Here is a 12,362-nt window from a genome sequence, read left to right as displayed (position 1 = left end):
TGGGAATCATCCGCTGGGCGGAGGCCGGGTGTCGCAGATCGAGGACGATCGCTCAGTAGAGGACGATGCGTCCTCTACTCGTGACGTTTCGCTGGATCGTCCTCTGCTCGGGACCGCGTCGGCGGCGTCGGCGGCGGCGTCGCCGGGGCAGCCGACCGACTGGTGCGCTTCCGCCTGAGCGGGGCTGGCGCGCCGGCACTGGTCGGGCAGGCCGGCACCGGTCGGGCGCAGCGGCACCGGTCGGGCGCAGCGGCACCGGTCGGGCGCAGCGGCACCGGTCGGGCGCAGCGGCACCGGTCGGGCGCAGCGGCACCGGTCGGGCGCAGCGGCACCGGTCGGGCGCAGCGGCACCGGTCGGGCGCAGCGGCACCGGTCGGGCAGGCCGGCGGCGCCGTCTACCGACTGGTTCGCTTCCGCCTGAGTGGGGCTGGCGCGCCGGCACCAATCGGGCGCAGCGGCACCGGTCGGCCGGATGCGCCGGCACCGGTCGGCCGGATCCGCCGGCACCGGTCGGCCGGATGCGCCGGCACCGGTCGGATGCGCGGGCACCGGTCGGGCGCGGTGGCACCGGCCGGGCGCAGCGGCACCGGTCGGGGCGAGCGTGCCGGTCGGGGCGGGCTAGAAGCCGAAGCGGCCGAGCTGCTTCGGGTCGCCCTGCCACTCCTTGGCGACCTTCACCCGCAGGTCGAGGTGCACCTGCGTGCCGAGCACGCGCTCGATCTCGGCGCGAGCATCCGCGCCCACCTGGCGCAGCCGCGAGCCGCCCTTGCCGATGATGATGCCCTTCTGGCTGTCGCGCTCCACCCAGAGGTTCGCGTAGACGTCGGTCAGCTCGCGATCCTCGCGCGCCACGATGTCGTCGATCGTCACCATGATCGAGTGCGGCAGCTCGTCGCGGACGCCCTCGAGCGCGGCCTCGCGCACGAGCTCGGCGATCCGCACGCTCAGCGATTCCTCGGTCGTGGTCTCGGCCTCGTAGAGCGGCGGGCCGTACGGCAGCAGCGCCACGAGCTGATCGACCAGCACATCGAGCTGGATGCCCGTGACCGATGAGAGCGGCACGATCGCATCCCACTCCCGCAGTTCGGAGACCGCGAGCAGCTGCTTCGCCACCGACTCCCGCGAGGCGACGTCGGTCTTGGTCACCACCGCGATCTTCTTCGCGCGCGGGAAGCCCTCGAGCTGCTGATCGATGTAGCGGTCACCGGTGCCGAGCGCCTCGTTCGCGGGGATGCACAGGCAGATGACGTCGACGTCGCCGAGCGTCGTCTTGACGACCGAGTTGAGCCGCTGGCCCAGCAGCGTGCGCGGCTTGTGCATGCCGGGCGTGTCGACGATCACGAGCTGCGCGCCCTCGCGATGCACGACCCCGCGGATCGCGTGCCGCGTGGTCTGCGGCTTCGACGAGGTGATGGCGATCTTCTCGCCCACGAGCGCGTTCATGAGCGTCGACTTGCCCGCGTTCGGGCGGCCGACGAAGGTGACGAAGCCGCTGCGGTGCGCGGCAGCGATCTGAGCCGCGCGGCCGGTGTCCTCGGGCTCTGGCCGCCCGGCCGGCGCGCGCTCTGCCTCTGCCTCGGACTCGCCGGGCTGGTTCTCGTCGGTCATGCCGCCCCCTCGGGTGCTGTCTGCTCGTCAGGTTCGGAGGTGCGCCACACGCCCATCTCCCCTGCGTTGCGCCCGCGACCGTCGATCGATCGCACCTCGATGTGCAGGCCATCGGTCTCGACGACGTCGCCGACCTCCGCAATGCGGCCGAGCTCCTTCTGCACGAGCCCGCCGACCGTGTCGACGTCCTCGTCGTCCAGGTTGAGCCCGAACAGGTCGCCGAGCTCATCGATCTGCAGGCGTGCGGAGACGTGCCAGGTGCCATCACCGGCATCGACCGCTTCGGCCCTGCCGCGGTCGTGCTCGTCGTGGATCTCGCCCACGAGCTCCTCCACCAGATCCTCCAGCGTCACGAGGCCGGCGATGCCGCCGTACTCGTCGACGACCATCGCCACGTGCATCCGCTCCGCCTGCATGAGAGCGAGGGTGTCGTCGGCCTTCTTCGACTCCGGCACGAGGATCGCCGGCCGCGCGAGATCGGCCGCGGTCTCGTCGGCGTCGGGTCGCCAGGTGTTGCTGCGCACCACATCGCGCAGATAGAGGATGCCGTCGATCTCGTCGGTCGACTCCCCCACCACGGGCATGCGCGAGAGCCCGTTGTCGAGGAACATGCGCAGCGCATCCTTCGCGGTCGTGTCGCTCTCGACCACGATCATGTCGGGCCGCGGCACCATCACCTCGCGCACGAGCGTCTCGTTGAACTCGAAGATCGAGTGGATCAGCTCGCGATCGTCGTCCTCGAGCACCGCGCTCTCGGCGGCGGCGTCGACCATCGAGAGCAGCTGCGCCTCGGTGCCGAACGCGGTCTCGCGCTGCCGCCCCGGCGTCACCTTGTCGCCCACCGTCACCACGAGCGAGGCGATCGGGCCCGTCAGCACGCGCCAGAAGCGGATGAACCCGGCGGATGCGCGCAGCAGCCCGAGCGCGTGGGCCCGGCCGACCGCACGCGGGCTGGAGCCCACCAGCACGAAGGAGATCACGATCATGGCGCCGCCGGCGATGAGCAGCGTGATCCACCACTCCACCACGAGCGAGTCGACGGCGAGCGTGATGAGCACCGCAGCGACCGTCTCGAACATGATGCGGCCGAACTGCAGCGTCATGACGTGGCCGCGCAGGTCGTCGGCGATGGCGCGCATCGCGCCGCTGCGCCTGGAGTGCTTCGCGGCGTCGTGGAGCTCGGCGCGAGAGACCACGCCGAGCGCCGCATCGCATGCCGCCAGCAGGGCGCCGAAGGCGACCAGCAGGGTCGCGACGAGGAAGAGTACGGTCGCGAACATCAGCGGATGCGGCCGGGAGCGCCGCTGTCCTGCGCATCGAACGCTGCGAGCAGCTTGTCCTGGAGCGCGAACATCTCGTCGCGCTCGCTCGGCTCGGCGTGATCGAAGCCGAGCAGGTGCAGCAAGCCGTGGGTGGTGAGCAGGCGCAGCTCTGCCATGAGATCGTGGCCGGCCTCCTTCGCCTGCTCGCGCGCGACCTCCGGGCACAGCACGATGTCGCCCAGCAGCCCGGCTGGGGTGACGCGGCCGGGCGTTCCGGGCCGCAGCTCGTCCATCGGGAACGACAGCACATCGGTCGGGCCGGCCTCGTCCATCCACTGCACGTGCAGCTGCTCCATGCTGCCCACGTCGACGAGCGCGATCGACACCTCGGCGTGCGGGTGGACGAAGAGCTCCTGCAGGTCGAATGCGACCAGCCGCAGCAGCTGCGTTTCGTCCACCGCCATGCCGGACTCGTTCAGCAGATCGATCGACATCAGCTGCGCCTTCCGCGTGCGTGGTGCTGGGATGCGCGCGCGGTGCGCGCCATCTGCCGCTGGTCGTGCTCGGTGTAGGCATCCACGATCTCGCCCACGAGCGTGTGCCGCACCACGTCGGCACTGGTCAGCGTGGCGAAGTGGATGTCGTCGAGGCGGTGCAGCACCTGCTTCGCGACCTGCAGGCCGGAGGTTCCCGCCGGCAGGTCGACCTGCGTCGCATCGCCGGTGACGACCATCTTCGAGCCGAAGCCGAGGCGCGTGAGGAACATCTTCATCTGCTCGGGGCTGGTGTTCTGCGCCTCATCGAGCACGATGAACGAGTCGTTCAGCGTGCGACCGCGCATGTAGGCCAGCGGCGCGACCTCGACGACACCCGTGGCGAGCAGCTTCGGCAGCAGCTCGGGATCCATCATCTCGTTGAGCGCGTCGAACAGCGGCCGCAGGTAGGGGTCGATCTTGTCGGTGAGCGTGCCGGGCAGGAATCCCAGCCGCTCGCCTGCCTCCACGGCCGGGCGCGTCAGGATGATGCGGCTGACCTCCTTGCGGTGCAGGGCCTGCACGGCCTTGGCCATCGCCAGGTAGGTCTTGCCGGTGCCGGCTGGCCCGATGCCGAACACGATCGTGTGCTGGTCGATCGCTTCGACGTAGTCGCGCTGGCCTTCGGTCTTGGCTCGGATCGACTTGCCCTTGGACGTGAGGATGACCTCGCCGATCGCGTCGGCGAGGCTGCGCGTGGAGTCCTGGCGCAGGATGCGCGTTCCCTCGCCCACCTCCCTGTCGGTGAGGTCGGTGCCCTGGCGCACGAGGTCGACGAGCTCCTGCACGAGTCGTGTGGCGACCTCGACCTCCTGCTCGGGGCCGGTGAGCGTGACGAGATTGCCTCGCACCGCCACCTGCACGTCGGGGTGCTCGCGCTCCAAGCGCGTCAGCAGCCGGTCCTGCGGCCCGAGCAGCCGCACCATCTCGATGCCGTCGATCTCTATCGACTGCGTGTCGTCAGGCAAGCGATCCCTCTCCGAGCGTTCCGGCGAGCACGTGCGCGTGCGCGTGGAACACGGTCTGCCCGGCGAGCTCGCCGGTGTTGAATACGAGGCGGAAGTCGCCCTGGGCGCGCTCCCGCGCGATGGCCCTCGCGACCTGGACGATCTCGGCGAGCAGATCGGGGTCGCCGGCCGCCAACTCGACCACGTCGCGGTACGCGGCGGTCTTGGGCACCACGAGCACATGCATCGGCGCCTGCGGATTGATGTCGGTGAACGCGATGATGCGATCGTTCTCGAGCACGATCTCCGCAGGGATCTCGCGCGCGACGATCTTCTCGAACACAGTTGGCTCAGCCATGCGATCAGCCTACCTTCGCGCTGCTCACCAGCGGCCGAGTCGAACCGAGAGCGCCGCGATCGCCGCGAGGCCCGCGGTCGAGGTGCGCAGCACATGGTCGCCCATGCGCACCCGCGTCGCACCGGCGGCGTCGAGCGCCTCGAGCTCGGCGGGATCGATGCCGCCCTCCGGACCCACGATCAGCAGCACGTCGCGATCGATGGTGACCTCGGCGATCGAGACGGCAGCGGTCGGATCCAGCACCACCAGCTGCCACGTGTCGGCGAGCGCCGCAAGGCCGCCGGTGTCGACGACCGGGGTGACCTCCGGCAAGTGCGGACGGATCGCCTGCTTGCCAGCTTCCCGCACCACCTTGCGCCAGCGCTCGAGCGACTTCTCGCCGCGCTCGCCCTTCCACTGCACGACGCTGCGGCGCGCCTGCCACGGCACGAGCGCGTCGACACCGAGCTCGGTCGACGCCTGCACGGCGAGCTCGGCGCGGTCGCCCTTCGCGAGCGCCTGCGCGAGCCCGATGCGCGGGCTGGGCACGGCGACGAGCGCCACGTGCTGCAGCACGACATCGACGCCGTCGCGCTCCGCGCGGTCGATCACGCCCTCGGCGAGCGCCCCTCGGCCGTCGCTGACCAGCACGCGCTCGCCGCGACGCATCCGCGAGACGACGGCCGCGTGATGCGCCTCGTCACCCGTCAGCGTCACGACATCGCCCGCCGCCGCTCCGGCGAGCGCGTCGTGCCAGTAGCAGTGGGCCATCAGAGCCGGAAGCGGTCGCGCATCTTGGCGAAGAGACCCTGCCGGAACTGCGACAGCTGCGGCCCCGGCGCCTTCGTGCGCTCGCGCAGCTCGCGCAGCAGCTCCTCGGTGCGTCGGTCGGTCTTCGTGGGTGTGAGCACCTGCACACCGAGCTTGAGGTCGCCGCGACCCGCCCCGCGCAGGCGCGTCACGCCGCGGTCCGCGATCGAGATCACGTCGCCCGACTGCGTGCCGGGGCGCACCTCGACCTCGATGGGCCCGTCGATGCCTTCCAGCGTCGCGCGCGCGCCGAGCGCGGCATCCGGCATCGAGACCTCGACCGTGCCGAGCAGGTCGTCGCCGTCGCGGCTGAAGACCTCGTGATGGCGCACGTTGATCTCGAGGTACAGCGTGCCAGCAGGCCCACCGCCCTCGCCGACCTCGCCCTGGCCGGGCATCTGGATGCGCAGGCCGGTGTCGACGCCGGCCGGGATGTCAACGGGGATCGTGCGCTCCGCGCGCACGCGGCCGTGGCCCGCGCAGGTGTGGCACGGCTGCGGGATGACGGTGCCGTAGCCCTGGCAGACGACGCAGGGCTGGCTGGTGACGACGTTGCCGAGCAGCGATCGCACCTGGCGCTGCACGTGGCCGGAGCCGCCGCACTGCATGCAGCGCTCGGGGCTCGTGCCCGGCTCGGTAGCGGCGCCCTCGCACGTCTCGCAGAGCACTGCGGTCTGCACGCGCAGCTCGCGATGCACGCCGAAGACGACGTCGGCGAGATCGAGGTCGACGCGCAGCAGGCTGTCCTGCCCGGGCTGCCGGCGCGAGCGCGGGCCGCTCGTGCGGCCACCGCCGCCGAAGAACTGCTCGAAGATGTCGCCGAAGCCGAACGAGCCCGCGCCCGCGGTCGGGCCGCGGTCGTACTCCGCGCGCGACTGGGCGTCGCCCAGCACGTCGTAGGCGTGCGTGACGTCCTTGAAGCGGTCCGACGCCTCAGCGCTCGGATTCACATCCGGATGCAGCTCGCGGGCGAGCTTGCGGTACGCCTTCTTGATCTCGTCCTGGCCGGCGTCACGCGCGACGCCGAGGGTCTCGTAGTGGTCTGTCACTCAGTCCTCGCTCAGCAGCCGCGTCAGGTAGCGCGCCACTGCGCGCACCGCGGCCATGTTTCCTGCATAGTCCATGCGGGTCGGTCCCAGCACCCCGATGTGGCCCTCGATGCCGTCGGTGCTGTAGGTGGAGGTGACCACGGAGGCCTCCCCCAGTGGGCCGGTGAGCTCGCGCCCGATGCGGGTCGCGACCTCGCCTTCGAGGCCCATCTCGTCGAACAGGCGCAGCAGCGTGACCTGCTCCTCGATGGCGTCGAACACGGGCGTCACCGTGCCCTGGAAGTCGCGCTCCTCGCGGACGAGGTGCGAGGCTCCCGCCATCACGATCCGGTCGCCACCGCCCGCCTGCAGCATCTCGCCCAGGGCCTGCGCGACCGCGCCGGTGGCGGGTCGAAGCGCCTCGGGCGCGGATGCTGCGGCGCCGGCCAGTCGCGCGATCGCCTCGGCGGGCGTGTGCTCGCCGACGGTCTCGGTCAGCGCGCGTCCGAGGGCGGTCGCCTGCTCCGGGTCGATCCGCTGCTGCGCGTCGACGACGCGCTGCTCGACTCGCCCGGAGTCCAGGATCAGCACCGCGAGCAGCCGGTGCTCCACCACTGCGACCAGCTCGACGCGGCGCACCACAGTGTGGCGGCGCAGCGGCACCTGCACGAGCGCGACCTGGTTGGTCAGCTGCGAGAGCAGCCGTGCCGTGCGGTCGAGCACATCCTCCCGATCGACGGAGTCAGCGAGGAAGCGGGTGATCGCCACGCGCTGAGCGTGCGAGAGCGGCTGCATGCGCTGGAGCCGGTCGACGAAGACCCGGTAGCCCTTGTCCGTGGGGATCCTGCCGGACGACGTGTGCGGAGCCGCGATGAGCTCCTCCTCCTCCAGCAGCGCCATGTCGTTGCGGATGGTCGCCGCCGAGACGCCGAACGCGTGCCGTTCGACGATCGATTTCGAGCCGACCGGCTCGCGCAGCGCGACGTAGTCCTGCACGATCGCGCGAAGCACATCGAGACCGCGATCCGAGACCATCCGCGCTCCTCTCCGCTCCTGGCACGGGGACGCCCCGGCCTGGCACTCTCTACTGCTGACTGCCAATCCTACCCGTCTGGAAGTTTGGCATGGGATCCTCAGGCGAGAAGGCGCACAATGGTGAGGAGCAGAGCGCTCCGGCGCCTCGCGACGACGATCGAAGAAAGGCACACCATGTCTGATCCGAACACGCCTCGAGCAGAGGGCGTCGATCCCGCCGAGCAGCCCGCTGACGGCTTCGCCGTGACCGACGAGCAGCACGCGACGCCGAGCGCTCCGGCAGCTCCCGCCGCACCCGGCGTCGGCGAGCCCGCGCAGTCCTTCTCCTCCGCGCCCGTCGCGCCCGAGCCGGCACCGGGGCAGCCCGCGTTCAGCGCCGGCGAGGGCGACCAGAGCTGGCAGCAGAACCAGCAGCCGGGCGCCGCCGACGCCGCCTCGGGCAGCGCGCCCGCGTATGGGCAGGGCGGTGCGCCCGGCTACGGTCAGCCCGGCCAGGCCCAGGGGGGTCAGGCCCAGGGCGGTCAGGCACAGGGCGGTCAGGCACCGCATGCGCAGCACGGTCAGCACGGTCAGCCCCAGCAGGGCCAGCCCGGCCAGCCCCAGTACGGCGCCGCCGGTCAGCCGCAGTACGGTCAGCCCGGCCAGCCCCAGTACGGCGCCCCCGGTCAGCCGCAGTACGGCGGCGCGTCACCGATGTCGCCAGTCGACGAGAAGAACGCGGGCATGTGGGGTCACCTGTCCGGCCTGTCGACGATCGTGACCGGCGGCTACGGCGGCTGGATCGGCCCGCTGATCGTCTTCCTCATCTACAAGGACCGCAGCGCATTCGCCCGTCAGGAGTCGAAGGAGGCGCTCAACTTCGGCATTCTGATGACGATCGCGGCCGTCGGCCTGCTCGTGCTCGGCACGATCCTCAGCATCGTCGGCATCGGCCTCATCCTGCTGGCGCTCTGGTGGATCCCGGGTCTGCTGCAGGTGATCTTCTCGATCATCGGCGCGATGCGCGTGAACGGCGGCGGCTCGTACCGCTACCCGTTCAACTGGCGCATCGTGAAGTAGCGCCGGTTCACGGCAGCAGTCGGCGCACCACGGCGTCGGCCAGGAGCCGCCCTCGCAGCGTCGGGACCACCCGGCCGGCGAGGGCGGCTCTTCCGTCTGCCAGCCCCTCGGCGACGAGCCCCGCGACGGCGACGCGCCCCTCGGGCTCGAGCAGGTCGATCGCCAGCCCCTCCGCGATGCGGGATTCGAGCAGCACGCGCTCGACGCGGCGCGTCTCGTCGTCCAGCACCTCACGAGCGAGGGCCGGTGAGGCGCCCGCGAGCAGTCGATCGCGATACGCCGCGGGATGCTTCACGTTCCACCAGCGCACGCCGCCGACGTGGCTGTGCGCGCCGGGCCCGAAGCCCCACCAGTCGTGCCCGCGCCAGTAGGCGAGGTTGTGCCGCGCGACGCGGTGCTCCTTCGCCCAGTTGGAGACCTCGTACCAGGCGTAGCCCGCGGCGGCGAGCGAGGCATCCGCTGCCTCGTACATCGCTGCCTGCAGGTCGTCGTCGGGGGTCGTGAGCTCGCCGCGACGGATCCGCCGGGCCAGCGCCGTGCCCTCCTCGACGATCAGCGCGTAGGCGGAGATGTGGTCGGGCTGCATCGCGATCGCCGCGTCGAGCGAGGCCTGCCAGTCGTCGAGCGATTCCCCAGGTGCGCCGTAGATGAGGTCGAGGCTGACCTCCAGGCCCGCCTCCCTGGCCCACTCGACCACGAGCGGCACGCGCGCCGGGTCGTGAGTGCGATCGAGCGCCGCCAGCACGTGCGACCTCGCCGACTGCATGCCGAACGACACGCGGGTGACGCCGCCATCGCGCAGCTGCCGCAGCCCGGCCGCATCGATCGAGTCCGGGTTCGCCTCGGTCGTCACCTCGGCGCCGTCGGCGAGGCCGAACGCGGCGGTCACGCCCTGCAGCATCCGCACCAGGTCACCGGCGGGCAGCAGCGTCGGCGTGCCGCCGCCGAAGAAGACGGTCTGCATCGGCCGCAGCGGTCCGAGGTCGCCGAGCACGCGCGCGGCGAGCTCGATCTCGGCGGCGACGTCTGCCGGGTAGCCGGCTCTGGTGGCGCCGCGCAGCTCGTCGGCCGTGTAGGTGTTGAAGTCGCAGTAGCCGCAGCGCACCGAGCAGAACGGCACGTGGATGTAGACGCCGAACGGCGCGTCGGCCGCGGTGCCCGCGGGCAGCGCGCCATCCGCCGGCGCCGTCTCGCCCTCGGGCAGCCGAGCCACGGTCAGCGGACGTCGATGGACCGCAGCACCGTCAGGTAGCGGTCGTGGTACTTGCTGCGCATCGCCTTGGCGACGGGAGCGCCGGCCTTCACCCACCACTTCGCGTTGCGCACGATGGCGCGGAAGTGCAGGAAGACGGTCTCATCCTCGGCGATCTCGATCGTGAAGCGCTCCTCGCCGGCCTCGGGGTGCCCGTCGAGGGTGCCGAGGATCACGCCGTGGCTCGACGGCTCCTCCTCCACGGCGATCACGCGCATGGGGGCGTGGATCTGCAGCCCCAGGAAGCGCACGCGCTGATCGACGGAGTCCCCCGGCTGCAGGAACGGCTCACCGTCGGGACCGAAGTCCTGCTGCGGCTCGATGCTCGCCGCACGCGTCGCCTCGGTGCCCTCGAAGCCGACCGGGCGGTAGGTGCTGCCGTCCTCGGTGCCGACCACGTCGACCTCGATGCCGGCGAGCCGCTGGATCTTCCAGGTGCGCAGCGCGGCGACTGCGGCGTCGTAGCGCGGCCGGCCGTGGCCGATGCGGCTGCGCAGCTGCACGACCTCGAAGCCCTTCGGCGGGAAGCGGTGGAAGTCGAAGTGCGCCGTGGCGCCCACCGAGCCGTAGTTCGTCGCGCGATCGCGGATGGGGGTGGTCATTTCGCGTCCTTCTTCGTCTCACCGCTGGAGAGGGCGGCGATGAAGGCCTCCTGGGGCACCTCGACGCGACCGACCATCTTCATGCGCTTCTTGCCCTCCTTCTGCTTCTCCAGCAGCTTGCGCTTGCGGGTGATGTCGCCGCCATAGCACTTGGCGAGCACGTCCTTGCGGATCGCGCGGATGGTCTCGCGGGCGATGATCCGCGCACCGACGGCAGCCTGGATCGGCACCTCGAACTGCTGCCGGGGGATGAGCTCGCGCAGCTTGCCGGCCATGAGCACGCCGTAGGCATAGGCCTTGTCGCGGTGCACGATGGCGCTGAACGCGTCGACCTGCTCGCCCTGCAGCAGGATGTCGACCTTGACGAGGTCGCCCTCCTCCTCGCCGTCGACCTCGTAGTCGAGCGAGGCGTAGCCCTGCGTCTTCGACTTGAGCTGGTCGAAGAAGTCGAAGACGATCTCGCCCAGCGGCAGCCGGTAGCGCAGCTCGACGCGGTCCTCCGAGAGGTACTCCATGCCGCCGAGCGTGCCGCGGCGGGACTGGCACAGCTCCATGATCGCGCCGACGTAGTCCTTGGGCGCCAGGATCGTCGCGCGCACCATCGGCTCGACGATCGAGCTGATCTTCCCGTCGGGGAACTCGCTCGGGTTCGTCACCGTGTGCACGGTGCGGTCCTCGGTCTGCACCTGGTAGACCACGCTCGGGGCCGTGGCGATCAGGTCGAGGTCGAACTCGCGGCGGAGGCGCTCCGTGATGATCTCCAGATGGAGCAGGCCGAGGAAGCCGCAGCGGAAGCCGAAGCCGAGCGCGACCGAGGTCTCCGGCTCGTAGACGAGCGCCGCATCCGAGAGCTTGAGCTTGTCGAGCGCCTCGCGCAGCACGGGATAGTCGCCGCCGTCGATCGGGTAGATGCCGGAGAAGACCATCGGCTTCGGGTCGGCATAGCCCTGCAGCGCCTGGGTCGCGGCATTGCGCGCGGTCGTGACGGTGTCACCGACCTTCGACTGCCGCACATCCTTCACGCCGGTGATGAGATAGCCCACCTCGCCGGCGGCGAGACCCTTGGAGGGCTTCGGCTCCGGGCTCGAGACGCCGATCTCGAGCAGCTCGTGCTTGGTGCCGGTGGACATCATCTGGATGTGGTCTCGGGGCGCGAGGCGGCCGTCGATGACGCGCACGTAGGTGACGACGCCGCGGTAGGTGTCGTAGACCGAGTCGAAGATCATGGCGCGCGCGGGGCCGTCGACGTCGCCGACCGGTGCGGGCACGGAGCGCACCACGCGGTCAAGCAGCTCCGCGACGCCCTCACCGGTCTTGCCGCTCACCCGCAGCACGTCGTCGGGGTCACCGCCGATGAGGCGGGCGATCTCTCCCGCATACTTCTCCGGGTCGGCGGCCGGCAGGTCGATCTTGTTGAGCACCGGGATGATCTCGAGGTCGTTCTCCATCGCCAGGTAGAGGTTGGCGAGGGTCTGCGCCTCGATGCCCTGCGCGGCGTCGACGAGCAGGATCGCGCCCTCGCAGGCGGCGAGCGAGCGCGAGACCTCGTAGGTGAAGTCGACGTGGCCGGGGGTGTCGATCATGTTGAGGGCGAAGGTCTCCCCCTCGAGCTCCCACGGCATCCGCACGGCCTGCGACTTGATGGTGATGCCGCGCTCGCGCTCGATGTCCATGCGATCGAGGTACTGCGCGCGCATGGCGCGATCCTCGACGACGCCGGTCAGCTGCAGCATGCGATCGGCCAGGGTCGACTTGCCGTGGTCGATGTGCGCGATGATGCAGAAGTTGCGAAGCTGCGCGGGGCTGGTCGCGGCTGGCTCGAGTGCCTTGGTCGCTCGGGGGCTCACGGGTCCTTCTCATTGAAACGCTCAGGGGGCCGCGGGGTGGGC

Annotated in this window: 12 protein-coding genes; 1 reads left to right on the top strand and 11 read right to left on the bottom strand. The window is 70.9% G+C overall.

Annotated features, from left to right (window positions below; all coding sequences use genetic code 11):
• Positions 1-618: 618 nt before the first annotated feature.
• The 8 genes from era to hrcA are packed head-to-tail and all read right to left on the bottom strand — an operon-like array spanning position 619 to position 7,560.
• Entirely contained in the window at positions 619-1,608 is a 990-nt protein-coding gene (gene era / locus ABG090_RS05505) for a GTPase Era (protein ID WP_347757146.1), read from the bottom strand.
• Positions 1,605-2,888 (bottom strand): hemolysin family protein, encoded by a 1,284-nt coding sequence (locus ABG090_RS05500; protein ID WP_347757144.1) that lies wholly within the window; start codon positions 2,886-2,888, stop codon positions 1,605-1,607. The genes era and ABG090_RS05500 overlap by 4 nt, the downstream gene beginning before the upstream one ends.
• Positions 2,888-3,364 (bottom strand): rRNA maturation RNase YbeY, encoded by a 477-nt coding sequence (ybeY, locus tag ABG090_RS05495; RefSeq protein ID WP_347757142.1) that lies wholly within the window; start codon positions 3,362-3,364, stop codon positions 2,888-2,890. Before ybeY ends, ABG090_RS05500 begins: the two co-directional genes overlap by 1 nt.
• Positions 3,364-4,329, bottom strand: coding sequence for a PhoH family protein (locus tag ABG090_RS05490; RefSeq protein ID WP_347757504.1), 966 nt, complete (start codon positions 4,327-4,329; stop codon positions 3,364-3,366). The genes ybeY and ABG090_RS05490 overlap by 1 nt, the downstream gene beginning before the upstream one ends.
• A gap of 34 nt (positions 4,330-4,363) precedes the next feature.
• Positions 4,364-4,708: a histidine triad nucleotide-binding protein gene (locus ABG090_RS05485; protein WP_347757140.1), complete on the bottom strand. Its 345-nt coding sequence runs from the start codon at positions 4,706-4,708 to the stop codon at positions 4,364-4,366.
• A 24-nt stretch (positions 4,709-4,732) separates the two neighbouring features.
• Positions 4,733-5,458: a 16S rRNA (uracil(1498)-N(3))-methyltransferase gene (locus ABG090_RS05480; RefSeq protein WP_347757138.1), complete on the bottom strand. Its 726-nt coding sequence runs from the start codon at positions 5,456-5,458 to the stop codon at positions 4,733-4,735.
• Complete coding sequence (locus ABG090_RS05475; protein WP_347757136.1) at positions 5,458-6,546, bottom strand: DnaJ C-terminal domain-containing protein; 1,089 nt, start codon at positions 6,544-6,546, stop codon at positions 5,458-5,460. The genes ABG090_RS05480 and ABG090_RS05475 overlap by 1 nt, the downstream gene beginning before the upstream one ends.
• A complete protein-coding gene (gene hrcA, locus ABG090_RS05470; protein WP_347757134.1) occupies positions 6,547-7,560 on the bottom strand; it encodes a heat-inducible transcriptional repressor HrcA in 1,014 nt (337 codons plus the stop codon).
• Between the two features lie 174 nt (positions 7,561-7,734).
• Between hrcA and ABG090_RS05465 the strand changes: the two genes are divergently transcribed.
• Positions 7,735-8,619, top strand: a complete 885-nt coding sequence (locus ABG090_RS05465; protein ID WP_347757132.1) for a DUF4870 domain-containing protein — start codon at positions 7,735-7,737, stop codon at positions 8,617-8,619.
• A gap of 7 nt (positions 8,620-8,626) precedes the next feature.
• On the opposite strand, the gene hemW is transcribed toward ABG090_RS05465, so the two are convergent.
• Genes hemW through lepA form a run of 3 tightly spaced genes read right to left on the bottom strand, consistent with a single transcriptional unit; the run spans position 8,627 to position 12,320 of the window.
• Complete coding sequence (hemW, locus tag ABG090_RS05460) at positions 8,627-9,832, bottom strand: radical SAM family heme chaperone HemW (RefSeq protein ID WP_347757130.1); 1,206 nt, start codon at positions 9,830-9,832, stop codon at positions 8,627-8,629.
• 2 nt (positions 9,833-9,834) lie between these two features.
• Positions 9,835-10,473, bottom strand: coding sequence for a DUF1990 domain-containing protein (locus ABG090_RS05455; RefSeq protein WP_347757128.1), 639 nt, complete (start codon positions 10,471-10,473; stop codon positions 9,835-9,837).
• The gene (gene lepA / locus ABG090_RS05450) at positions 10,470-12,320 is read right to left on the bottom strand and encodes a translation elongation factor 4 (protein ID WP_347757126.1); all 1,851 of its coding nucleotides are present in this window, start codon (positions 12,318-12,320) and stop codon (positions 10,470-10,472) included. Before lepA ends, ABG090_RS05455 begins: the two co-directional genes overlap by 4 nt.
• Positions 12,321-12,362: the final 42 nt, after the last annotated feature.

It is taken from the genome of Agrococcus sp. ProA11 (assembly GCF_039880525.1).
GTDB lineage: Bacteria > Actinomycetota > Actinomycetes > Actinomycetales > Microbacteriaceae > Agrococcus > Agrococcus chionoecetis.
The sequence above is the reverse complement of the archived record's forward strand: the minus strand, read 5'-3'. Positions and strand labels throughout refer to the sequence as shown.